Genomic DNA, 22,141 nt, shown 5'->3' with positions numbered 1-22,141 from the left:
AAAAGCGGTGCGTCAGGGGGTGGCTCTAAAAGTGCCGCAAATCTAGCGGCCCGACCTGGACGTCAGACCAAGCTCCTCCGGCAAATTGCCCCGCGCCTCCACGGTCTCAGACTCGCTACTCACGCAGAAGCGCACCGCGGAAGGAAACGCCGTTGCGATGTGGTCTATAAATGCGCGAGCACCAGCGGTCAAACCTCGGTGCGGCATCAGCGCCGTGACTGTCGATTCCAGAGCAATCCAATCCGGCAATACGCGGCGCAGGCGACCACACAAGACTTCCTGACGGCAAATGTAGGCAGGCAACGCGACAATGCCTAGCCCCGCCTCAGCCGCTTCTTTTAACGTCGCCGTGCACGCGCCATAGATGCGGGGACGCAGCCGGACCACCGCGAATTGAGTTTTGTCGCGCTCCGAGTGCATGCGCCACGCCGGGTTCGCATCCTCTCGTTTCATAACCAGAGTCTCGCAGTTGTCGAGATCGTCAGGAGACTTCAAAGGACCAACCCGGCGCAAATAATCGGCAGAGGCAAACAGATGCCAGGGCACTTCCGCCAGGGGCCGCTGGATCAACTGTGAGTCGGGCAGCGGCCCTGAATGAGCGTGAATCGCGAGATCGTACCGGCGCGCGACGATATCCGTCTGCGAATCGACGACGTGCTGTACGAGTTGGATCTTCGGATATTGGGCGAGAAAGGCAAGCAGCATGCCGGGCATCGCGAACTGAGCGATAGCCGGTGCCACCGCGTAATGGACAATGCCTGCCGGTTCCTTGCAGCGACTGCGCATGACCCTTTCCGCTTCATTCGCGCGCTCCAGCATGGAGGTCGCGTAACGGTAGAACTCCTCGCCGGCCTGTGTCATCACGATGCTTCGCGTCGTGCGGGCCAGTAGCGCCAGTCCGAGTTCACATTCGAGCTGCTGGATGCGGTAGCTGACCGTGGAGGCCGCGCGCTGAAGTGCCGTTGCGGCCGCGGAAATGCCACCGGTATCAACCACCTGCACGAAATAGAGAAAGTCGTTCAGATCAAGCATAGGATTTCCGGATGCGCATTCGGGTGAACGAGACGGCCTGTTAATGCCATCGGCGGTGTCGTCGGCGGGCGGCGCGAAAGCGTGCGCGTCGCGAGATGCGGTGAGGCGTCGAGTCGGGAACAGCTCACTTCCTGAGCTTGTTGTTATCTCAAGGGTCGTGGCAAACCAATGCGCGGATATGTGGCGTCCATCTGCGTGCGAACGCGGACCAATACTCAGCAGATCATTCGCGCCGGCTACGCTCTGATGGATATCGTCAGGTCGGCTTTACTGGATGATTGCTCGTCCGAGCCGAACTCACGGCGATCGGATCGCTCGCGGGGAACGTCTCGTCGAGTGCTTCGTCGAGCGATCGCTCCAGGTTTTCACTCGCGTCAGGCTGGCCGGATTCCGGAACGTCCGTAGCGGAATCGGTTGAATCCGTCTTCATACCGGACTGAACGGGAAGTCCCTGATTTTCAGTTGCTGAAGTCATTCATGATCCTCCTGGCTGGCAATCAATGGATACGTCCCGTTCCTATTGCCGATTTGAGCGAGGCCGCGAGATTGCACGGCCTCACAGAGCCTGACGAAATATTGCCGTTTGAACCGGAGCGTCCTCACCATCCAGCTTCCGCGAGGACGCTCCAACGGATCAAGCAAAGTGACTTTTAACCCACGGCACTGGGATGCATTTTCCCGACGACTTCATCCGTGGTCCACACAGCGTGGGCGAGGAAGTTGTAGTTGACCAGCGCGGCCTTGTAGCCATCACCCCAGACAGGATGACGCGGGCCCGCGGTCGCATCCTTGATGACCGCAACCTGAAATCCCTGTTCCAGCAGCTCTCGCAGATGTGATTCGACGCACATGTTCGCAAGCATGCCGCCGAGGATTACCTTCTGAACCCCACGCTTGCGGAGCTGCAGCACGAGATCGTTGGTTTCCGGTCCCCACACCTTGTGAGGGCTGACGACGATCGTCTTGCCGTCCTCGATGTACGGCTTGAACTGATCGAGCCAGTCGGCGCCGGACCCCTTCAGGCCAGTCAGATTGAGCGGCCCCTGGCGGGCAAAAGACTTATTCCTGACTTCCTCCGTTTCCAGCGGATCGTAGTATTGCCAGCCGTAGTCGGTCGGATAGAAGAAGTGCGGTGAAATGAAGACGTTGTATCCCAACTGCTTGGCCGCCACGAATATCTTCGTCATGTTCTCGATGGTGTGATTTTCGGTGACGCTGGCGCCGACCGCGCCCCAGTTGACGCCTTTGTCGCTGAGAACATCGTTCTGTGGATCGATGAAGACCACGGCGGTATTCGTGTTGCGGATGTCGCCCATTCCCTGACCCGACGACTCGGCCGAACGACCGCTTGTTGAGTCTTGCGAACCCGCTGCGGTTGCGCCAGCCGCTCTCGCGGACCCGGCAAGTCCCATGACCGCCCCTGTGGCAAGAATACTCGTGCCGACTACAAAACCGCGCCGCGACGCATTATCCGGCGGCGAATCATCTTTAGACATTTGGCATCCCCTTGATTCAACAAATAGTCATGGCACTTCTGCGAATGTGTGTGCGAAACGCTGTATCAGCTTTTAATGAAATCGAGGATGTCCGGATTGAGCACGTCGGCATGAGTGGTCAGCATTCCGTGCGGATAACCGGGATATATCTTTAGCGTCGCATTTTTGAGGATTTTTGCCGAAAGCAGCGCGGCATCCTGATAAGGAACGATCTGGTCGTCGTCGCCATGAAGCACGAGCGTCGGCACGTCGATCATTTCCAGATCTTCGGTCAGATCCGTTTCCGAAAAGACCTTGATGCACTCGTATTGGGCCAGCGCGCCGCCCATCATTCCCTGGCGCCACCAGTTGTGAACGACACCATCGATTGTTTTGACGCCGGGGCGATTGAACCCGTAGAACGGACCACCAGGAACGTCGAGATAGAACTGCGCGCGGCTGGTGGCAAACTGCTGGCGCAGATCGTCGAATACTTCGATCGGCAGGCCGCCGGGATTGCGCTCGCTCTTGAGCATCACCGGCGGGATCGCACTGACAAGCACGGCCTTGGCGACACGGCCTTTGCCGTGGCGCGCAACGTAACGTGTGACCTCACCGCCACCCGTTGAATGACCGATATGGATCGCGTCGCGCAGGTCCAGCGCCGTGACGAGTTCGGCGACATCGCGCGCGTAGGTATCCATGTCATTGCCGACCGACGTCTGCGTCGATCGTCCATGTCCGCGACGGTCGTGCGCGATAACCCGATAACCGTGCTGCAGGAAAAACAGCATCTGGGTGTCCCAGTCGTCTGCGCTCAGCGGCCAGCCGTGATGAAAGACAATGGGCTGACCTTGCCCCCAATCCTTGTAAAAAATCTGAGTTCCGTCTTGCACGGTGAGAGAGGGCATCGCATCTTCTCCTGAATTTTTAGCGGCAATTTCAATTGTCACGTAACGAAGAAATTCAACGAATTTTATTTTTCAATAAGCAATTGCACGATCGTTTATATCGATTACTTTACCTCCATCAATTTAAATTTCAACGTTATGTAATTGTATTTTTATCGTGCATTTATTATTATTTCGTGAAATTCTTTATTTAATTTCTTTAGCCTGTATTTAATGGCTTGAGCTTAGAGGCCGTCACGGTGCGTGTCAATGACCGAACGGATCATTGTTATACCCGCCAGGATCAAAATGAAAAAAGATTTCACCGATCAAACCATCGACGCCTTTGAAGCAATTGCGCCGTTGCTGCGCGCGCAACTGATCATCGACGAGTTGTGCCATTTCGATAACGAATGGGCGCAAGCCAACCAACATGCATCGGCGGGTCAGGCATGGTTCCATATCGTCGTGCGCGGCAGTTGCGTGCTCGAACAGATCAGTGCTGGCCCGCTCACGATCGAAGCGGGAGATGTTGTCCTTTTGCCGCATGGCAATGCGCATGTGGTCCGCTCCGCGAAGTTATCGATCGCGGAGGGCGTGCCCGCTGCTTTGCCTAATGCGCTTAGAGTGCCGCAGTCCAACGCTCATGCATCGGGCACCGAGCTTATTTGCGGGCGTCTGGCGTTCGAAACACCTGGCAATCCGGTGTTGGCCGTGTTGCCGGATCTTCTCGTGATGCACGCCGGGGATAGCGGCATCGATCGGCTCAGTACGTTGCTGATAGCAATCCGCGACGAACTCGACGAAGAACGTGTAGGCGGAAGATTGATTGCGACAGAACTCGCCAGTGTCCTGTTTCTGATGCTGCTTCGTCTTCATCTCGAAGAGAGCCCGCCGACGATCGGACTGGTGCGACTTCTCGGAGATGAAGTCACTTCGCGGGTTGTGATCGCGTTGATCACAGATCTAACCCGCAACTGGTCCCTCGATGAACTTGCCGTAGTGGCCGACACGTCGCGCGCCACGCTGGTAAGAAGTTTTCGTCGTGTCTGCGGGCAACCGCCGCTCGCGTTTGCCACGGATTTACGGCTCGATTTCGCCCGCATGCGTCTGCTGCGGAGTAAAGATTCGATTGCTTCCATTGCCACGCAGGCCGGCTATCAATCGGAACATGCATTTAGCCGCGCGATGGTGCGGCGTTTCGGCATCCGTCCGAGCCTGATGCGTTCGAAAGATCGCGCGTAGCGCGAACTGAAACCGAAGCCACCCAGGCATATCCCTATCATCGCGATCGGCGATGGTGCCTTGCCAAAACACCACGTACAAGCCAGTTCGCCTGATGCATGATGCTCGCACATCAGGATCAATTGCGTAACCGCACGGCCAGGCTTGCCGCGGCCGACACATTGATGGAGCGAGACGAAGCGATGCCACTCGACCACGCGATGGATGGTCCGCGGACCCTTTACGACAAAATCTGGGATGCTCACCGGGTTATGTCGCGCGACGATGGACAAGACTTATTGTTCATCGACCGCCATTTCGTTCACGACGTGACCGCGCAATCGTTCGACATGCTGCGTGAACGCGGGCTCGAGCCACGCTCGCCCGAACGGACCTTCGGCACGCCCGACCACTATGTATCGAGTAGCGCGAACGGCATGGCGTCCGTGGCCGATCCCGAGCGGCGCGCGATGATCACGGCGCTGCAACGCGATACCGCTCAATCTGGCATCACGCTGTTCGACATAGAAGACTCGCGGCGCGGCATTGTGCACGTGGTCGGACCGGAGCAGGGCTTGAGCCTGCCCGGCATGACCATCGTCTGCGCGGATAGCCATACTTCCACGCACGGCGCGCTGGGCGCGCTGGCTTTCGGAATCGGCGCGACCGAGGTGGCTCACGTGCTCGCCACGCAATGCCTGTGGCAGCGCAAATCGAGCAACATGCGCGTGATCCTCGACGGCACGTTGGCCCGCGGCGTCACCGCCAAAGATCTGATCCTCGCGGTGATCGCGCGGATCGGCGTGGCGGGCGCGGTCGGTCACGTGATCGAGTACGCGGGCTCGGCGGTCGCCGGTTTATCGATGGAAGGCCGTCTGACGCTGTGCAACATGACGATCGAAGCAGGCGGCCGCGCCGGCATGATCGCTCCCGACGACACCACGTTCGCATGGCTGGCCGGCCGTCCGTATGCACCGGCGGGCGAACGCTGGGATCGGGCGATCGCGCATTGGCGCGGCTTGTTCACCGACCCAGGCGCGACCTTCGAGCGCGAGGTGCGCATCGACGCGACCGGGATCGCGCCGATGGTGACCTGGGGCACCACGCCCGAATACGCATGCGCGATCGATGGACGCGTGCCCGACCCCGCGCAACAGAGCGATCCGGATTCGCGCGAAGCGATGTCGCGCGCGCTCGGCTACATGGGCTTGACCCCTGACGACGCGCTGGAAGGCACGGCGATCGACCGCGTATTCATCGGCTCGTGCACCAACGGACGTATCGAAGATCTGCGCGGCGCGGCCGAGGTCGCGCGCGGCCGGGTCGTCGCACCAGGAGTCGAGGCATGGGTGGTGCCGGGATCGCACCAGGTCCGCGCGCAGGCCGAGGCCGAAGGGCTGGACCGCGTGTTCAAGGACGCGGGCTTCGAGTGGCGCTTCCCCGGCTGCTCGATGTGCCTCGCGACCAACGGCGATATCGCCGCGCCCGGCCAGCGCTGTGCGTCCACATCGAACCGCAATTTCGTGGGCCGCCAGGGGCCCGGCGTGCGCACGCATCTGATGAGCCCGCCGATGGCGGCCGCGGCCGCGGTGACCGGACATCTGACCGACGTGCGCCGCCTGTTGGGAGCCTGAGCATGGAAAGCCTCAACTATCTCGACGCGGTGGCCGCGCCGATTGCCGGCATCAACTGCGATACCGACCAGATCTTGCCCGCGCGCTTTCTGCAGAAACCCCGCCGCGACGACTTCGGCCAGTTTCTGTTTCGCGCCCTGCGCTTCGATGACGACGGCGCGCAACGGCCTGGTTTCGTGCTCAACAGAGTGGCGTACCGCGACTCGCGCATCGTCGTGGCCAATCACAACTTCGGTTGCGGCTCGTCGCGCGAGCATGCGGTCTGGGCGCTGTACGACTACGGTATCCGCGCGGTGATCGCGCCCAGTTTCGGCGACATCTTTTTCATCAACTGCCTGAAGAACGGGCTGCTGCCGATCGTGTTGCCCGAGGCCGTGGTGCTGCCGCTGCTGGACTCGCTGGCGGCTCACCCAGGCAGCCGCATCGCAATCGATCTGCCCGCGCAGACCGCGACGCTGCCCGATGGTTCGGTGCATGGGTTCGAGACGGAGCCGTTCGCCAAACAGTGTCTGCTGTCCGGCATGGACGAGATCGGATACACGCTGTCGCATCGCGATCGCATCGATGCATTCGAACGCGACCATGCCCAAGTCTATTGAAGCTACACGCTTACGGATATCGACCAAGGAGAGGTTCAGATGAAGATTGCAGTGATGCCCGGTGATGGTATCGGCACGGAAGTCGTGGCGCAGGCGCTCAAGGTACTGCGGGTCATCGCGCCGCAAGCCGAGACTCAGGAGGCGCCGATCGGCGAGGCCGGCATTCAGGCCCACGGCGTGCCGCTTCCGGCACCCACGTTGGAACTGGCGCGCAAGGCCGATGCGATTCTGTTCGGCTCGGTCGGTGTGGCCGACGAAGCCGACATTCCGCGCGAACGCCGTCCCGGTACCGGACTTTTGCAGTTGCGCGAAGCGCTGACGCTGTATGCGAACTTCCGGCCGGCCTATATGTTTCCGGAGCTGATCGGCGCGTCGACGCTGCGGCCGGAAGTGGTCGACGGACTCGATCTGGTGATCGTGCGTGAGTTGAACGGCGATGCCTATTTCGGCCAGCCGCGTGGGTTCGAAACCAACGAGAAGGGCGAGCGGGTCGGCTTCAACACGATGCGCTATTCGGAATCGGAGGTCGAGCGGGTGGCGCGTGCCGCGTTCGAAAGCGCCCGCGGCCGCCGTCGCAAGCTGTGCTCGGTGGACAAGGCCAATGTGCTGGAGGCGAGCCAGTTGTGGCGCGAAGTCGTGACGCGTGTCGGCCACGATTATCCGGATGTCGAACTGAGCCATCTGTTCGTTGACGCCGCATCGATGATGCTGATGCGCCGGCCCAAGCAGTTCGACGTGATCGTCACCGGCAACCTGTTCGGCGACATTCTTTCGGATGCCGCGGCGATGCTGACCGGTTCGATCGGCATGCTGCCTTCGGCGTCGCTCGGCTACAACCGCAAGGGCCTGTACGAGCCCGTGCACGGTTCTGCGCCGGACATCGCGGGCAAGGACATCGCCAATCCGCTCGCCGCGATCCTGTCGCTGGCGATGATGCTGCGCGAGAGCTTCGAGATGGAGGAGGCCGCGAGCCGCGTCGAACGCGCCGTGCGCGCGGTGCTGGCCGCCGGCTACCGTACCGCCGACATCCATCAGGACGGCATGCATTCCGTCGGCACGCGTGACATGGGCGACGCGGTCGTGGAGGCGTTGCGCAAGCAGGCCGCTTGAGCAAGCTCGAGCAGGAGGCTTGAGCAGATTCGCGCGGCACGGATGACGGCCCATCCCCGGCAGTTGGCCACACCAGAATATCCCTGCAAAGGAAGGAGACAACCATGAAGCTGAAATTCGCCATTGCGCTTTGCGCAGCGTTCGAGCTTGTCTGCGGTTCCGTCACGGCCGTGGCCAGGGATGTGCCGGAAAAGCCCGAGCTGCACATTGCGGCCGCATCCGTCGGCATCACCTATCTGCCGATGCTGGTCGCTCTGCAACGCGGTTACTTCAAGGACGAAGGGCTCGACGTGCACATCGGTGCGTTCTCCGGTGGATCGAAGGCGTTGGAGTCACTGTTGGGCGGCAGCTCCGACATCGTGGCCGGCGCCTATTCGAACACCATCACGATGGCGACGAAGGGACAGCATCTGGTGGTGGTGGCCGCGCAGGTCATTTGTCCGGGATGGATCTTCGGCGTGTCGCAGAAGCGTGCCGGTGAGATCAAGTCGGCCAAGGACCTGAAGGGCATGCGGATCGGCGTCAGTGCGCCGGGCTCCAGCACGCACATGGCCGTCAACTACATCCTGCACAAGGCGGGGCTGCAGCCGGGCGACGTGTCGGTCATCGGCGTGGGTCAGGCGGCGGGTGCCGTCGCGGCGGTCCGCGCGGGGCAGATCGATGCGCTGATCGTCAATGATCCGAGCGCGACGATCCTGACCAGGGACGGCAGCCTGAAGCCGTTGGAGAACATGCGCACGGCCGAGGGTAACGTCAAGGTGTTCGGCTCGGATTACCCCGAGTCGAGCCTGTTCGCGACGCAGGACTTCATCGACAAGAATCCGAAGACGGTGCAGGCCGTTGCGAATGCAATCGTGCGTGCCGAGAAGTGGATCGCCAAGGCGACGCCGGAGCAGGTCGCCGATAACGTGCCGCCCGAGTATCTGGAGGACAACAAGGCGCTGTACGCGGAGGCCTTCAAAAACAGCCGCCGTTGTATCGCGCAGAACGGCGAAATCACCGCGAAGGGCGCGCAGACCGTGCGTGACGTGCTGTCGGCATTCGACCCGACCGTTGCGTCGGCGACGATCGACCTCAAAACGACCTATGACAACCGTTTCGTCGACAAGGCGGCGGGGATCCAGCCATGAGCACCATGCCGTGCAATCTCGCGTTCGACATGCGCAAGGCGGCGGTGCGCGAGGCGCTGCGCTTCGATAACGTGACGTGCACGTTCGCCGGCAACGGCAGGAACGCGCAGACCTATACCGCCGTTTCGCACGGCAACCTCGCGATCGGCGACGGCGAGTTCGTATCGATCGTCGGTCCCACGGGCTGCGGCAAGTCCACGCTGCTGAACGTCGCGGCCGGACTGATACGGCCTTCGTCGGGCAGCCTGAGCGTGTTCGGCGAGAAGCTGACGCATGGGCTGAATACGCAGGCTGCCTATCTGTTCCAGGTCGATGCGCTGATGCCCTGGAAGACGTGCGAAGAAAACATCGCGATGGGCCTGATCTTTCGCGGCACGCCGCGCGACGACGCGCTTGGTGTCGCGCGCGAATGGCTCGAACGCGTGGGTCTGCATGGGCACGGCAAGAAGTATCCGCACCAGATGTCAGGCGGCATGCGCAAGCGGGCCAGCATGGCGCAGGCGCTGGCGCTGAACCCTCGCATCGTGCTGATGGACGAGCCGTTCAGCGCGCTGGATATCCAGACCCGGCATCTGATGGAAAACGAGTTGCTGCGGCTATGGTCGGCCGACCGCAAGTCGGTGATGTTCGTCACGCACGATCTCGAAGAAGCGATCTCGTTGTCGGACCGCGTGATCGTGCTGTCGGCCGGGCCCGGTACGCGGCCGATCGCCGAGTTTGAAATCGACCTCGCGCGCCCGCGCGAAATGTCGGAAATCCGCATGACGCAGCGTTTCCTGCAACTGCACACCCAGATCTGGGACGTGCTTCGAGGGGAGGTTCTGAAGAGCTATGCGAACAACCGCGTTTGACCCGAAAAACCGCTTCACCGTGAACGTCACGCGGCTCGTGCTGCTGTTCGGCGTGATCTTCGTGTGGTGGCTCGGCACCAGTCAGAAATGGCTTTCGCCGTTTTTCTTCGGCGACCCGTTGGGGGTCGCGCATCGCATCGTCGAATGGATCGTGACAGGCTCGGTGTTTCGTCACTTGTACACGACGCTGGTCGAAACGATGCTGGCGTTTGCGATCGGCACCGTGCTCGGTCTCGGCTGCGGTTTGTGGCTCGCGCTCGACCCGTTCCTCGCGGTCGTGTTCGATCCGTTCATCAAGGCGATGAATTCGATGCCGCGTCTGATCTTCGCACCGATCTTCGCGCTGTGGTTCGGCCTCGGTATCTGGTCGAAGGTGGCGCTCGGCGTGACGCTGGTGTTTTTCGTCGTGTTCTTCAATGTGTTCCAGGGCGTGCGCGAGGTCAGTCCGGCCGTGTTGTCGAATACCCGCATGCTGGGCGCCAATTCGCGTCAGCTGATGCGGCACGTGTACCTGCCTTCGGCGACGAGCTGGGTGTTCTCCAGCCTGCACAACGCGATCGGTATCGCGTTCGTCGGCAGCGTGGTCGGCGAATATCTGGGCTCGGAAAAGGGCGTGGGCTATCTGATTCTGCTGGCCGAGGGCGTGTTCGACATCAACTCGGTGATCGCCGGCATCCTGGTGCTAACGCTATTTGCACTGGCGCTCGATACCGCGGTATCGCTGGTCGAAAACTATCTGATGCGCTGGCGTCCGGTCGCCGGGCAGACCGTGGCCGCGGCCGCATGAGCATGACGTAAGCGTGAGTATGAGCATGCGGGCCGGTCGACGCATCCACTTCGAGTCGAGGACATCATTTTGCAAACCAACGCTATCAACCTGAAGGATCGCGTCGCCGTCGTGACGGGCGGCGCGCAAGGCATCGGCCTCGCGGTCGGCCGCCGGCTGCTGGACTCCGGCGCTCGTCTCGCGATCTGGGACATCAATCCCGCTGGCCTCGAGCAGGCCCGCTCGGAACTAGGCGCTCGCGAAGCGCATTTCGAGCACGTCGACATCGCCGATTACGCGAGCGTCGAGGCTGCCGTCGCGGGCACGCTGAAAGCGGCGGGGCGCATCGACATCCTGATCAACAACGCGGCGATCGTCGGTCCCAATGCGACGCTGGCCGAATATCCGGTCGACGTGTGGAAGCAGGTGATCGATATCGACGTCAACGGCACCTTCCATTGCTGCCGCGCCGTGGTGCCCGTGATGATCGAACAAAAGTACGGCCGCATCGTCAATCTGGCTTCGGTTGCCGGCAAGGAAGGCAACCCGAATGCCGCGGCCTACAGCTCGGCGAAGGCGGCCGTCATCGCGATGACCAAGTCGCTCGGCAAGGAACTGGCGAGTCACGATATCGCGGTCAATTGCGTGACGCCGGCGGTCGCGCGCACGCCGGGCGCGATGGAGCAGTCGCCCGAGCATATTCGCTATATGCTGGGCAAGATTCCGCGCGGCCGTTTTCTCGAACTCGATGAAGCGGCCGCGATGATCGCCTGGCTCGCCAGCGAAGAGAATTCTTTCACCACGGCTGCGGTGTTCGATCTGTCGGGCGGCCGCGCTACCTATTGATATCGAAGAAGGGCCGCGCGGCGTGAAACGGTAACCATCTTTCATGGGACCGGACTAAGAGCTTTGCATGGGACCGGACTAAGCGCTAAAGCGCCAACTCCGGATCGACAGCTAAAGCGCCAAGTCCGGTCGACAATGGAGACAAGCATTGTGAAAGCGATCAGGTGCCTGCTGTTGCCTGTACTGACCGCATGCGCGGTCCTCGTGAACCAGCCAGCCGCCGGCGCCTCGCCCGTGCCTGAAAAGCCCAAGCTGCAGCTTGCCGCCGCGGGTGTGGGCTTTCCGTATCTGCCGTTCGTGATTGCGGACAGCCGCGGATACTTCAAGCAGGCAGGGCTCGACGTCGAGATCGGCGTGTTCAGCGGCGGCGCGAAGGCGTTGCAGGCGATGCTCGGCGGCAGCGCCGATATCGTGGCGGGCGCCTATTCGAACACGATCACGATGGCGGCCAAGGGGCAAAAGCTGGTGTCGTTCGTGACGCTGGCGTCGTGCCCGGGCTGGGTGTTCGGCACCACGCGCGCGAGCCGCGGCAAGGTCAAAACCTATGCGGACCTCAAGGGCATGCGCATCGGCGTCAGTTCGCCCGGTTCGAGCTTCCACATGGGCGTCAACTATCTGTTGAACAAGGCCGGTCTGAAACCGGGGGATGTTTCCATCATCGGCGTGGGCTCGTCGGCCGGTGCGATTGCCGCGGCACGCAGCGGTCAGATCGATGCGTTGATGAGCAACGACCCGGTCGCGACCGTGCTGCAGACCAGCGGCGATCTGTTTCCGCTCGCCGTGATGCGCGACCCCGCCGGAACGCGCGCGACGCTGGGCGGCGACTATCCGGAAGCGGCCATCTATACGACGAAGGAGTTCGCGGCCAAATATCCGAACACCGTGCAGGCGGTGACCGATGCGATCCTCGAAGCCGAACAGTGGATGGCGCATGCGACGCCCGAGCAGGTCGCCGCCGCGGTGCCGCCGCAATACGCGTTGGCCGACAAGGACGTTTTCGCGAAGGCCTATGGCAATATGCAGAGCTGCATCTCGCGCGACGGTTTGATGACGGATGCCGCCGCACATACCGTGCACGATGTACTGGCCGCGTTCGATCCCGACATCGGCAAGGCGTCGATCGATCTGAAGGCCACGTACGACAATCACTTCGTCGAGAACGCTAGCAAGCACTGATTTGCGAGGAGAAGCCTGCGATGGAAAGCGGTGTGCGTATCCTGGCCGAAGGCCTGAAATTTCCCGAGGGGCCGGTGGCGATGGCCGATGGTTCGATCGTACTGGTCGAAATCGAGCGCGAGACCCTTACCCGCGTGGCCGTCGACGGCACGGTCAGCATCCTCGCGGAAGTGGGCGGCGGGCCCAACGGTCTCGCGCTCGGGCCCGATGGCGCGTTTTACATCTGCAATAACGGCGGTTTCCTGTTCCGTACGGTCGCGGGAATGAATCGCACGAAGCCGGGCATGCACCCGCGCTACACCAGCGGCCGCATCGAGCGCTTCGATCCGCGCACCGGCGAGCTGACCACGCTGTACGACCGCTGCGGCGACCATCCTCTGTGCGGTCCCAACGACATCGTGTTCGACCACGACGGCGGCTTTTACTTCACCGACTTCGGCAAGAACCGCTTGCGCGACCGCGATCACGCGGGCCTCTACTACGCGCGGGCCGATGGCTCGATGATCGTCGAGGTTGCCTATCCGTTGACCACGGCCAACGGGGTCGGCTTGTCGCCGGACGACCGTGTCGTGTATGTGGCGGAGACCGAGACCGCGCGGCTGTGGGCGTTCGATCTGGAGGAACCAGGCCGCGCGCGCAAGCATCCTTATCCGTCTCCACACGGTGGCCGCCTCGTGTGCGGCTTGCCCGGCTATCAGCGCTTCGACAGCCTCGCGGTGGATGCGGAAGGGAACATCTGCGTGGCGACGCTCGTGACCGGCTGCATCACGGTGGTGGCGCCGTCCGGCGAGGTGCTCGAACAGGTGATGGTGCCCGACGGCTGGGTGACCAATATCTGCTTCGGCGGCGACGATATGAAAACGGCTTATCTGACGCTATCGGGCACCGGGCGCCTCGGGACAATGCGCTGGCCGCGAGCGGGTCTGAAGCTCGCTTATTCGTGATGGTGTAGTCGTGACCGCATATTCGTGAAGGCTACGCGGTTGCCATCGCCTGACGCGCGAGCAGGTGCTTCAGAAACAGTTGAACCGGCGCGGGGAGCGTCTCGGCCTCGCGCACGCAGATCTTCCAATGGCGTTCGGCCCAGACTTCGTCCAATTGCACCGCGACCAATGGCGCCGAACTGACATAGCGCCGTGCATGATGCTCGGGCACGAGGCCGACGCCGAGGCGCGCTTCGACCATGCTGCGCACCGGCTCGAAGCCGTTGACCCGGATCGACAGCTTCAACGGATGGTCCAGATCGGCGGCCGCGCGCAACACCAGCGCGTTCAGATAGCTGCCCTGTTGCGGACCGACGAGCGGGTAGCGAGCCACCTCGCTGAATTTCACTTTGGTCGCGTAGCTGAGCGGGTGATCGGGCGGCATGATGACCACCAGCCGATCGCTGCGATACGGAAAGACCTTCAGGCCGGTGTTGAGAGTCGTGCCGCCGAACACGCCGATGTCGGCCGTATTCTCGGCGACGGCGCGGACCACGGCAGGACTCAGGCTTTCCTGCAGATCGATGTGGAGTCCGGGGTGCAGCGCGAGGAAGTCGCGGATATCGTTGGCGATGTACTGGACGATCGTCGACAGGCTCGCATGCAGCCGGATCTGTCCGCGCAGTCCCTCGGCATGGTCGAGCAGTTCGCTTTCCATCTGGTTGATGTCGCGCAGCAGGACCCGCGCATGCTGCAAAAGAGCCGCGGCCGCGGTCGTCAGTTCGAGCCCTTTGTTGCTGCGCACAAAGAGGTCCGTCTTCAGCATGTCCTCGAGATGGGACATGCGTTTGCTCAGAGCCGACGGCGCGATGTTTTCGGCTTCCGCCGCGCGGGCGATGCTGCCGTGCTCACAGACGGCAACGAACAATTTGAGCGACTGCAAATCGAAGCGCATTGAGTCTCCGGGAGGCGCGCTCGATGGGCCGCGCCGTGCTCTTCTGTGGGAGAAACAGAGTATGCCCGCGGTCCGTAACAAGTGCAAAAATCCGGGCAGGGTGGGGGCGCGGGTCCTCGCGGTTGGTCATTGTCCACACGTCTATCGTGGGTTTGCGGGCTGGCAGGACCGTGACGCGAGCCGTCGCACGCAGCCGGCACGGCGGGCGCGGCGCTATGCCGCATGCCCCGGGCAAGCCAGAATTGCGGGATCAAAAGCTTGCCGCTACCATCGCCGGATGCAAATCGACTTCCTGGGCATGCAGGCCTTTTTGAGCATTGTCGAATGCGGCGGCTTCCAGCCCGCCGCCGTGCAACTCAATCTGTCGCAAACCGCCATCAGCCATCGTATTCGTAAGCTCGAAGAAGGGCTGGGCGTGCGCCTGATCGCGCGCACGACGCGCGAACTCACATTGACCGACGCAGGACGCGCATTGTTGCCGCGCGTGCGCGGCGCGATCCGTGAACTCGAAAGCTCGTACGACACGCTGCGGCAGCATCGCAGCAGCGCGCCGCAATGGCTGACGTTCGCGTGCCTGCCGACGCTGGCCGCCTCGCACATACCGAATGTGCTGCAACGTTTTGCAGCGGTCTATCCCGACATCGCCGTGCGCATGTTCGACAATTCGATTGCCGAAATCGCCGAGCTGGTGGATTCCGAATCGGCGGCATTCGGCATCTCGGTCAATTCGCCGACGCGGCTGAATCTCACCATCGAGCGATTCGCGCGCGAACCGTTCGCGCTGGTCTGTCCGCTCGGCCATCGGCTGCTCGAACGCGATGTGGTGCGGTGGGATGATCTGATCGATGAAACGCTGATCCGTATCAGCCTGCATTCCGGCAACAGTACGACGATTGACGATGCGCTCGGCAATCGCCGCATGCAATTCCGCTGGGGATATGAGACGCAGCACACCGGCGCCGCGATCGACTTCGTGCGTGCCGGACTGGGGCTGACGGTGGTGCCGTGTCTGGCGGCGAGTTGCTATCCCGGTGTGGTCGCGTTGCCGCTCGTCGAGCCGCAAATCACGCGCTGTCTGGCTACGGTGATGCGGCCGGAAACGCTGCTGGTGCCGGCGGTGGCCACGCTGCGCGACATGATCGTCGAAGACATCGACGAGCGTCTGACAGCGTTCAATGCCGCGTTGCCGCCGGTGGCCAAGGGTGAGAAGGCGCACGCATAGTTGCGTCGCTCAGTTGCCGATCAGTTGCCGATCAGGTTCGGGTCGATTCAAGCCGTGCCGGCGAGCAGGGCACGCGGGCCCCGCTCGCGAACACGCGGTAGTTCTTTCACTCAGTCATCAGCAACCGATACGGCATCCGCCGGCAACACCCGGTTGCGCTCCACATCGCGTCTGCGCATCCAGCCGCGCCATGCAAAGAACAGTTGCCCCACGATCAGCAACGCGCCGACGATCAGAAAGCCGAGTGCAATCGGACGATCGGTAAAGATCGTCAGACTGCCGCGCGACAGCAGCATCGCGCGCCGGAAGTTTTCCTCGACCATCGGCCCCAGCACATAGCCGAGCAGAATCGGCGACACCGGAAATTCCAGCGCGACCAGCAGCGCGCCGATCAGCCCGAATACCGCCACTTCGCCGACCTGGAACAGGCTGTTGTTGGTGCTGTACACGCCGACGCAAATAAAGAACAGCGCGGACGGAAACAGATAGCGATACGGCACGCGCAGCAGCTTCACCCACACGCCGATCATCGGCACGTTCAGCAACACCAGCAGCACGTTGCCGATCCAGAAGCTCGCTATCAAACCCCAGAACAGATCTTCGTGCTCGGTAATCAGTTGCGGACCCGGCTGGATGCCGTGAATCAGCAGCGCGCCGAGAATCAGCGCCATCACCGCATCGCCGGGAATGCCCAGACTCATGGTCGGAATGAAGTCGACCTGGGTCTTCGAGTGCGACGCGGCTTCCGGGCTCGCGACGCCTTCCAGCGCACCCTGGCCGAAGCGCTCCGGATTCTTCGACAGACGCCGTTCGAGCGCATAGGCGATAAACGTGGTGATGGTCGGGCCGGTGCCCGGCATCGCGCCGAACAGCGTGCCGACCGCGGTGCCGCGCACCATCGGCCAGAACGCCTGCTTCAGTTCCTTCCTGCTCGGACGCATGTCGCGCATGCGCAGCGTGGCGCTGTCGCCGACCGAATGCATCCGGTTCACGTTGCGCAGAAATTCGGTGACGCCATAGAAGCCGAGCGCCAGCGCGACCAGCTCGACGCCATCCGACAGATCCGGCATGCCGAACGTGAAGCGCATCAGGCCGCTATTCACGTCGGTGCCGACACTGCCGACCAGCAGCCCGAAAATCGTCATCGCGATGCCCTTCAACGGCGAGCCGCGCGACATCGTGCCGCCCGCGAGCAAACCCAGCAGCATGATCGAGAAAATTTCGGGCGGACCGAACTTGAAGGCGATCTTCACCAGCAACGGCGAAGCGAAAATCATCACGATGATGCCGACCGACGCCGCGAAGAACGACGCGATCATCGTGATGCCGAGCGCGGTGCCGCCCTTGCCGTGACGCGTCATCGGATAACCATCGAGACAGGTCACCGCATGAGGCGGATGGCAGGGCAGGTTCAGCAGAATCGCGCCGATCGCGCCGCCATATTGCGAACCGTAGAAGATACCGGCGAGCATCAGGATCGCCGGCACCGCATGCATCGTGTACGTCAGCGGCAGCAGCATCGAAATCGCCGACAGCGCACCCATGCCCGGCAGCACTCCGATCAGATTGCCGATCAGCACGCCGACGAACGACCACATCAGATTGTGAGGCTGTAGCGCGACGCCGAAGCCTTGCAATAAATCCAGAAGCGATTGTGCAACCATTGAATCAACTCCACTGAAACAACGGTAGCTGCAATTGCAGCAGCCACCAGAACACCACCACCGACACCACCGCCATCGCCGCGCCGAGCACACACGCGCTGAGCAGCGTGTTGTCGCGGTCGCCGAGCGCCGCGATGAAGGCGACCGCGAAACTCGCCGGCACGAGACCGCCGTGACTGCCGAGCACGATGAACGCGACGATGCTCAGCACGATGCAGAACCAGCCGCGCCATTCGGCCCGCGGCGCGGGTTCGAGCGCCGCGGCGGCAGCGGTGGTGGCGGCAGACGTGCGCGCGGCTGCGGGCGCACGTTTGCCGGTCACCGCGAGGGCCAGGCCGATCAGCATCAGCAGTACGCCGAGCGCGCCGGGAAACAGACCGGGCCCTGGCGCGGCGAGCGTGCCGAGCGAATAGGTGATGCCCTGTTGCGCGGCTCCCGCGCCGATCAGGATCATCAGCGCGCCGCCCAGCCGGTCCTTGCCGGCGCGCTTGATCAGGTCATCCATGCGAGTCTCCTTGACTGCCGTTCATCGCGCTCACGTTCACGCTCACGATCACAGATCACGAGAAGTAGAACGCCTGCGCATTCTCGCCAAAAATCTTGCGCTGCGACACCGGATCGGTAATCGTGTCGCGCAACCATTCGACGGTTTTAGCGTATTCGAACTGGCCTTCCGCGCCGACGAACGGGCAGTCGCTTGCCCACACCAGCTTGTCGTCGCCGACCCGGCGGTACAGCTCCTGCGCGCATTCGCGCGCATTCGCACCGAGCCGGTAGGCGCCCGACAGCTTGACCCACGTGCGGCCCTTCTCAACCGAGCGCACCATCGCCTTGAAGCCTTCGCTCTCGATACCGGTCTGCGGATCGGGCCGGCCGATATGGTCGATCACGATCTTCACACCCGAACGTTCGAGCACCGGCAGCACCTGCGGCAAACGCGGACCGTCGAGATGCAGATGCACGTGCCAGTCGAGGTCGACGAGCCGGCGCAGCAGCTTGCGGTATTCCCACGTGGTCATATCGGGCAGCGTGCTCATGCTGATGAACGGCAGACGCACGCCGACGATACCGGCCCGATCCATCTCGTCGAGCACGACACGCTCGACGCCGGGCTCGAGGATCACGGTGCCGCGCAGCCTGTCCGAATGCGCGCGCACCGCGCCGATCACGTAGTCGTTGTAGTCGCCCCACGGGCTCGCGGCGGCGATCACCGCCTGTTGAATGCCATTGTCGTCCATGATGTCCAGCAACTGCCCGGTCGAGAAATCGTAAGTCGGCGTATGACGGGGGTTGCTGACGAGCGGCATGCTTCGTTCGAAGACATGCACGTGCGTGTCGATGATCAGCAGGTCGTTTTCCACCAGATTCGCTTGCACATTAATCCTTTGTTCATTGAGGTTTGATGCCGGCACGCTCGATGACAGCGTGCCACTTCACTGCATCGTCGTGAAAAATCTTCGCCATCTCGGCGGGGGTGCTGCCCATCGGCTCGGTGCCGAGCGCGCGCAACTGCGTACGCAGCGACGGCGACGACAACACTTCGCCAAGCTGACGATTCAGTGTGTCGATCGCCACTTGCGGCGTACCGTTGGCGACGTAAAGCGCATTCCAGCCGGTCACTTCGTAGTTCGGCACGCCGGCTTCGGCGACGGTCGGCACATCCGGCAGCCACGCGGTGCGTTTCGCGCCGGTGGTGGCAAGCGCGCGGACCTGTCCCGCCGCGAGCGATCCTTTGACCGCCGCGTACGATTCGAAACCGACGTCGATATCGCCGCGCACGAGTCCCGAGATCACGTCGCCGGTATTGCGATACGGCACGACGACCGCATTGAGCTTCGCGGTGGACTTGAACAGCTCCGTGGAAAGGTTCTGCGTGCTGCCGGGGTTGATCGCACCCATCGTGATCTGCCGTTTGGCGGCGGCCGCGAGCACGTCGTGCAGCGTGTTGAGTTTGCCGCCGCCTTTGGCCAGTACCAGCAGGTCGAAATAGGCGATCCGTGAAACCGGTTTGAAATCCTTTTCCGGATCGAACGGCAGCTTGATCAGCGAGCCGGCAATCGCGGTGCCGTTGGCGAACAGCGCGACCGTATAGCCGTCGTGTGCCGCGCTGAGTACTGCGTTGGCTGCGGCGATACCGCCGGCGCCCGGCCGGTTGTCGATGATGATGTTGTCGCCGAAACGCTGGTTCATTTCTTTCGCGACGATGCGCATCGTGATGTCGGCGAGGCCGCCGACGCCGAACGGTACGACGACGCGAATCGGCTGCGACGGATAGGCCGACTCCGCGGCCGCCGGAGCGGCGCACAAGCCCACAGCGCTGGTGGCTAGAACATACGAGGCCAGCAGGCGGCGCGCAGTGCGCAGCGGTGATCCGGCAGGTTGAAAAATCATCTTTCTGTCTCCAAGGTTGGCCGCTTTTGTGCGTCGGGCAGGCAAGTGGCACGAGCCTGCCCGAACTTCGGTCCGCAGCTAGTCTAAATAGGGGCCTCTACCGTATCAAATGAATTGTTTTGCTGCCGCGATTCCTTTTTTTCACACTCCGGACGCGCTGCCAGCTCATCTCAAGCAATTCATGTAACCGTGAAAATCAATCATTTGCCGGCCACGCCAACGCGTTTTATCGTCTCGCCCTACTAATGAATCGGGATCGACAGAATCCCCAACGGAGACGATGATGAAAATCCCCCTTGATTTACGGCGTCGTGCGTGTGTTGGTGCGTGCGTTGTGATGGCAGCCGTGGCTAGCTGCATCGCGCCCGCTGCGTACAGCGCGTATCCCGACCGGCCGATCACGCTGATCGTGCCGTTTTCCGCGGGCGGCACCGTCGATTCCGTAGCGCGCCTGCTGGCCGCACAGATGGGCACCGAGCTGAAAACCCACGTGATCGTCGAGAACGTGCCGGGCGCGGGCGGCACCATCGCCGAGCAACGCGTGGCACGCTCGAAACCCGATGGTCTGACGCTGCTGTTCGCGACGCCGAACCATACGATCAATCCGGCGATCCTCCACAACCTGCCGTTCGATACCGAACGCGACTTCGCGCCGATCTCGCTCGCCGCGCAGATTCCGGAACTGCTGATCGCGAATTCGAAGCAGCCGTACTCGGACTTCAAGGGCTTCGTCGCGTATGCGAAGGCGCATCCGGGTCAGCTCAACTACGGCTCGGCCGGGGTCGGCACGTTGCCTCACGTGACGATGGAATTGCTGCTGCAGAAGCTCGGCATCAAGGTCACGCATATCCCCTATAAAGGCGCGGCGCCGGCGATGAACGATCTGCTCGGCGGCCAGGTGGCGATCAAGATGGACACCATCGTTACGTCGCTGCCGCAGATCCAGGCCGGTCGCCTGAAGCCGCTCGCGCTGGCCAGCACCCAACGCTCGCCACTGCTGCCGAATGTTCCGACGATCGCCGAATCGGGCGTGCCCGGCTACGAAGCCACGCTGTGGATGGGCTTCCTTGCGCCGAAGGGCACGTCCCCGCAGGTTATCGACACGGTCGACCGCGCGATCGAGCAGTCGTTGAAGCGTCCGGAATTGCTGAAGCAATTTGCCGTCTACGGCGTCGAGCCTGTCGGCAGCACACCGGCCGCGTTCCAGAGCCAGATTTCAGCCGAGCTCAAGCAATGGGCCACGGTCGTCCAGCGCGCCAACATCACCGCCAACTGAGTCCACCCGAGGAAACGCGAACATGCCCCCGTCATTGACCCAACCGCCGGACCCCAATCCGAAAACACCGAAGCTGCGGCTGCCGGCCGGCTCGATCGATACGCACATTCATCTGTTCGGACCCGCCGCGCAGTATCCGTTTCATCCCGACAGCAAATACATTGCCGCCGACGCGCTGCCGGAAACGCAGATCGCCCAGCAGGACATCCTTGGGCTCGCCGGCGCGGTGGTCGTCAGTGGTGGCGGCTACGGGCAGAACAGCCGGCATCTCGAACAGGTGCTCGAACGTTTCGGCGAGCGTTTTCGCGGCGTCGCGCTGCTGCCGGACGATGCCGATGCCGCGCATGTCGAACGGCTCGACCGGCTCGGTGTGCGAGGTGCCCGCTTCGTCGGCACCAGTCATCGGGGCGCGCTGCCGCGACTGTCGCCGCGTATCGCTGCATTGGTCGCGGAGTTCGGCTGGCACGTGCAGTTCTATCCGGGTCCCGACGATCTGCTGGAGAAATCGCAGGCACTGCTCGATCTGCCGGTGCCCGTCGTGCTCGATCACTTCGCGTGCATTCCTGCCGAAGGCGGTGTCGACCAGCCCGCGTTCAAGGCGCTGCTGAAGATGCTCGACACCGGCCGTATCTGGGTCAAGCTGTCCGGCCCGATGCGCTGCACGCCCGGCGACTATCCGTACGCACCGGTCACGCCGCTCGCGCGTGCGCTGGTGGCGCACGCTCCGCAACGCCTGCTGTGGGGCAGCGACTGGCCGCACGTCAACATGAACGGCCGCGGCATGCCCAACGATGGCGACCTCGTCGATCTGCTCGGCGAATGGATCGACGACGCCGACACGCTCGAACAGATTCTCGTGACGAATCCCCGCGAGGTCTATGGCCAGTTTGGCAGCGCGTCGGACTCGTAGCGGTGCGGCGTCGCGCTGACGACGCCGGCCTCCTCGGCTTGACCACTCGTATTGCTTCGCCTCTCGC

General features: G+C 62.5%; 22 protein-coding genes. 13 read left to right on the top strand and 9 right to left on the bottom strand.

The window, feature by feature from the left end; all coding sequences use genetic code 11:
• Positions 1-42: 42 nt before the first annotated feature.
• The 4 genes from L0U82_RS37240 to L0U82_RS37225 form a co-directional block, all read right to left on the bottom strand.
• Complete coding sequence (locus tag L0U82_RS37240; protein ID WP_233838834.1) at positions 43-1,032, bottom strand: LysR family transcriptional regulator; 990 nt, start codon at positions 1,030-1,032, stop codon at positions 43-45.
• Between the two features lie 256 nt (positions 1,033-1,288).
• Complete coding sequence (locus L0U82_RS37235) at positions 1,289-1,507, bottom strand: hypothetical protein (protein WP_233838833.1); 219 nt, start codon at positions 1,505-1,507, stop codon at positions 1,289-1,291.
• Between the two features lie 175 nt (positions 1,508-1,682).
• Positions 1,683-2,348: an isochorismatase family protein gene (locus tag L0U82_RS37230; protein WP_233839373.1), complete on the bottom strand. Its 666-nt coding sequence runs from the start codon at positions 2,346-2,348 to the stop codon at positions 1,683-1,685.
• 245 nt (positions 2,349-2,593) lie between these two features.
• Positions 2,594-3,418: an alpha/beta fold hydrolase gene (locus L0U82_RS37225; RefSeq protein WP_233839372.1), complete on the bottom strand. Its 825-nt coding sequence runs from the start codon at positions 3,416-3,418 to the stop codon at positions 2,594-2,596.
• Positions 3,419-3,667: 249 nt separating this feature from the next.
• On the opposite strand from L0U82_RS37225, the gene L0U82_RS37220 reads away from it, so the two are divergent.
• From L0U82_RS37220 to L0U82_RS37175, 10 genes are all read left to right on the top strand, one after another.
• A complete protein-coding gene (locus L0U82_RS37220; RefSeq protein ID WP_233838832.1) occupies positions 3,668-4,642 on the top strand; it encodes an AraC family transcriptional regulator in 975 nt (324 codons plus the stop codon).
• 182 nt (positions 4,643-4,824) lie between these two features.
• A complete protein-coding gene (gene leuC, locus L0U82_RS37215) occupies positions 4,825-6,255 on the top strand; it encodes a 3-isopropylmalate dehydratase large subunit (protein ID WP_233839371.1) in 1,431 nt (476 codons plus the stop codon).
• 2 nt (positions 6,256-6,257) lie between these two features.
• Positions 6,258-6,854 carry a 3-isopropylmalate dehydratase small subunit gene (leuD, locus tag L0U82_RS37210; protein WP_233838831.1) on the top strand — a complete coding sequence of 199 codons (597 nt, stop codon included), beginning with the start codon at positions 6,258-6,260 and terminating at the stop codon, positions 6,852-6,854.
• A 39-nt stretch (positions 6,855-6,893) separates the two neighbouring features.
• The gene (gene leuB, locus L0U82_RS37205; protein ID WP_233838830.1) at positions 6,894-7,964 is read left to right on the top strand and encodes a 3-isopropylmalate dehydrogenase; all 1,071 of its coding nucleotides are present in this window, start codon (positions 6,894-6,896) and stop codon (positions 7,962-7,964) included.
• Between the two features lie 104 nt (positions 7,965-8,068).
• Positions 8,069-9,094, top strand: a complete 1,026-nt coding sequence (locus tag L0U82_RS37200) for an ABC transporter substrate-binding protein (RefSeq protein ID WP_233838829.1) — start codon at positions 8,069-8,071, stop codon at positions 9,092-9,094.
• Complete coding sequence (locus L0U82_RS37195; RefSeq protein WP_233838828.1) at positions 9,091-9,945, top strand: ABC transporter ATP-binding protein; 855 nt, start codon at positions 9,091-9,093, stop codon at positions 9,943-9,945. Before L0U82_RS37200 ends, L0U82_RS37195 begins: the two co-directional genes overlap by 4 nt.
• Entirely contained in the window at positions 9,926-10,732 is an 807-nt protein-coding gene (locus tag L0U82_RS37190; protein WP_233838827.1) for an ABC transporter permease, read from the top strand. Before L0U82_RS37195 ends, L0U82_RS37190 begins: the two co-directional genes overlap by 20 nt.
• Before the next feature lie 69 nt (positions 10,733-10,801).
• Positions 10,802-11,557: an SDR family NAD(P)-dependent oxidoreductase gene (locus tag L0U82_RS37185; protein WP_233838826.1), complete on the top strand. Its 756-nt coding sequence runs from the start codon at positions 10,802-10,804 to the stop codon at positions 11,555-11,557.
• 159 nt (positions 11,558-11,716) lie between these two features.
• Positions 11,717-12,733: an ABC transporter substrate-binding protein gene (locus L0U82_RS37180; RefSeq protein WP_442793728.1), complete on the top strand. Its 1,017-nt coding sequence runs from the start codon at positions 11,717-11,719 to the stop codon at positions 12,731-12,733.
• A gap of 20 nt (positions 12,734-12,753) precedes the next feature.
• Complete coding sequence (locus L0U82_RS37175; protein ID WP_233838824.1) at positions 12,754-13,677, top strand: SMP-30/gluconolactonase/LRE family protein; 924 nt, start codon at positions 12,754-12,756, stop codon at positions 13,675-13,677.
• Positions 13,678-13,708: 31 nt separating this feature from the next.
• Here the strand turns inward: L0U82_RS37175 and L0U82_RS37170 are convergent, their stop codons facing one another.
• Entirely contained in the window at positions 13,709-14,611 is a 903-nt protein-coding gene (locus L0U82_RS37170; RefSeq protein ID WP_233838823.1) for a LysR family transcriptional regulator, read from the bottom strand.
• A 277-nt stretch (positions 14,612-14,888) separates the two neighbouring features.
• On the opposite strand from L0U82_RS37170, the gene L0U82_RS37165 reads away from it, so the two are divergent.
• Entirely contained in the window at positions 14,889-15,833 is a 945-nt protein-coding gene (locus L0U82_RS37165) for a LysR family transcriptional regulator (RefSeq protein ID WP_233838822.1), read from the top strand.
• A gap of 110 nt (positions 15,834-15,943) precedes the next feature.
• Here L0U82_RS37165 and L0U82_RS37160 read toward each other — a convergent pair whose 3' ends face one another.
• The 4 genes from L0U82_RS37160 to L0U82_RS37145 are packed head-to-tail and all read right to left on the bottom strand — an operon-like array spanning position 15,944 to position 19,888.
• The gene (locus L0U82_RS37160; protein WP_233838821.1) at positions 15,944-17,497 is read right to left on the bottom strand and encodes a tripartite tricarboxylate transporter permease; all 1,554 of its coding nucleotides are present in this window, start codon (positions 17,495-17,497) and stop codon (positions 15,944-15,946) included.
• Positions 17,498-17,501: 4 nt separating this feature from the next.
• Entirely contained in the window at positions 17,502-18,002 is a 501-nt protein-coding gene (locus L0U82_RS37155; protein ID WP_233838820.1) for a tripartite tricarboxylate transporter TctB family protein, read from the bottom strand.
• Between the two features lie 55 nt (positions 18,003-18,057).
• Positions 18,058-18,873 (bottom strand): amidohydrolase family protein, encoded by an 816-nt coding sequence (locus tag L0U82_RS37150; RefSeq protein ID WP_233838819.1) that lies wholly within the window; start codon positions 18,871-18,873, stop codon positions 18,058-18,060.
• Between the two features lie 13 nt (positions 18,874-18,886).
• The gene (locus L0U82_RS37145; protein WP_233838818.1) at positions 18,887-19,888 is read right to left on the bottom strand and encodes a Bug family tripartite tricarboxylate transporter substrate binding protein; all 1,002 of its coding nucleotides are present in this window, start codon (positions 19,886-19,888) and stop codon (positions 18,887-18,889) included.
• Between the two features lie 337 nt (positions 19,889-20,225).
• Between L0U82_RS37145 and L0U82_RS37140 the strand changes: the two genes are divergently transcribed.
• Both L0U82_RS37140 and L0U82_RS37135 read left to right on the top strand, forming a co-directional pair.
• Positions 20,226-21,164: a Bug family tripartite tricarboxylate transporter substrate binding protein gene (locus L0U82_RS37140; RefSeq protein WP_233838817.1), complete on the top strand. Its 939-nt coding sequence runs from the start codon at positions 20,226-20,228 to the stop codon at positions 21,162-21,164.
• Positions 21,165-21,186: 22 nt separating this feature from the next.
• The gene (locus L0U82_RS37135; RefSeq protein ID WP_233838816.1) at positions 21,187-22,074 is read left to right on the top strand and encodes an amidohydrolase family protein; all 888 of its coding nucleotides are present in this window, start codon (positions 21,187-21,189) and stop codon (positions 22,072-22,074) included.
• Positions 22,075-22,141 lie beyond the last annotated feature (67 nt).

Origin of the sequence: Paraburkholderia sp. ZP32-5 (assembly GCF_021390495.1) — a bacterium.
GTDB lineage: Bacteria > Pseudomonadota > Gammaproteobacteria > Burkholderiales > Burkholderiaceae > Paraburkholderia.
Note: the sequence above shows the minus strand (reverse complement) of the source record. Positions and strands in the feature narration are given on the sequence as shown.

Excerpts from the sequence above, each read along its gene's own strand:
- L0U82_RS37170 (WP_233838823.1), bottom strand. The coding sequence starts at position 14,611 with ATGCGCTTCGATTTGCAGTCGCTCAAATTGTTCGTTGCCGTCTGTGAG.
- L0U82_RS37190 (WP_233838827.1), top strand. The coding sequence starts at position 9,926 with ATGCGAACAACCGCGTTTGACCCGAAAAACCGCTTCACCGTGAACGTC.
- L0U82_RS37225 (WP_233839372.1), bottom strand. The coding sequence starts at position 3,418 with ATGCCCTCTCTCACCGTGCAAGACGGAACTCAGATTTTTTACAAGGAT.
- L0U82_RS37140 (WP_233838817.1), top strand. The coding sequence starts at position 20,226 with ATGGCAGCCGTGGCTAGCTGCATCGCGCCCGCTGCGTACAGCGCGTAT.
- L0U82_RS37175 (WP_233838824.1), top strand. The coding sequence starts at position 12,754 with ATGGAAAGCGGTGTGCGTATCCTGGCCGAAGGCCTGAAATTTCCCGAG.
- L0U82_RS37240 (WP_233838834.1), bottom strand. The coding sequence starts at position 1,032 with ATGCTTGATCTGAACGACTTTCTCTATTTCGTGCAGGTGGTTGATACC.
- L0U82_RS37145 (WP_233838818.1), bottom strand. The coding sequence starts at position 19,888 with ATGATTTTTCAACCTGCCGGATCACCGCTGCGCACTGCGCGCCGCCTG.
- L0U82_RS37235 (WP_233838833.1), bottom strand. The coding sequence starts at position 1,507 with ATGACTTCAGCAACTGAAAATCAGGGACTTCCCGTTCAGTCCGGTATG.
- L0U82_RS37230 (WP_233839373.1), bottom strand. The coding sequence starts at position 2,348 with ATGGGCGACATCCGCAACACGAATACCGCCGTGGTCTTCATCGATCCA.
- L0U82_RS37135 (WP_233838816.1), top strand. The coding sequence starts at position 21,187 with ATGCCCCCGTCATTGACCCAACCGCCGGACCCCAATCCGAAAACACCG.
- leuC (WP_233839371.1), top strand. The coding sequence starts at position 4,825 with ATGCCACTCGACCACGCGATGGATGGTCCGCGGACCCTTTACGACAAA.
- L0U82_RS37220 (WP_233838832.1), top strand. The coding sequence starts at position 3,668 with ATGACCGAACGGATCATTGTTATACCCGCCAGGATCAAAATGAAAAAA.
- leuB (WP_233838830.1), top strand. The coding sequence starts at position 6,894 with ATGAAGATTGCAGTGATGCCCGGTGATGGTATCGGCACGGAAGTCGTG.
- L0U82_RS37165 (WP_233838822.1), top strand. The coding sequence starts at position 14,889 with ATGCAAATCGACTTCCTGGGCATGCAGGCCTTTTTGAGCATTGTCGAA.
- L0U82_RS37160 (WP_233838821.1), bottom strand. The coding sequence starts at position 17,497 with ATGGTTGCACAATCGCTTCTGGATTTATTGCAAGGCTTCGGCGTCGCG.
- L0U82_RS37195 (WP_233838828.1), top strand. The coding sequence starts at position 9,091 with ATGAGCACCATGCCGTGCAATCTCGCGTTCGACATGCGCAAGGCGGCG.
- L0U82_RS37200 (WP_233838829.1), top strand. The coding sequence starts at position 8,069 with ATGAAGCTGAAATTCGCCATTGCGCTTTGCGCAGCGTTCGAGCTTGTC.
- leuD (WP_233838831.1), top strand. The coding sequence starts at position 6,258 with ATGGAAAGCCTCAACTATCTCGACGCGGTGGCCGCGCCGATTGCCGGC.
- L0U82_RS37155 (WP_233838820.1), bottom strand. The coding sequence starts at position 18,002 with ATGGATGACCTGATCAAGCGCGCCGGCAAGGACCGGCTGGGCGGCGCG.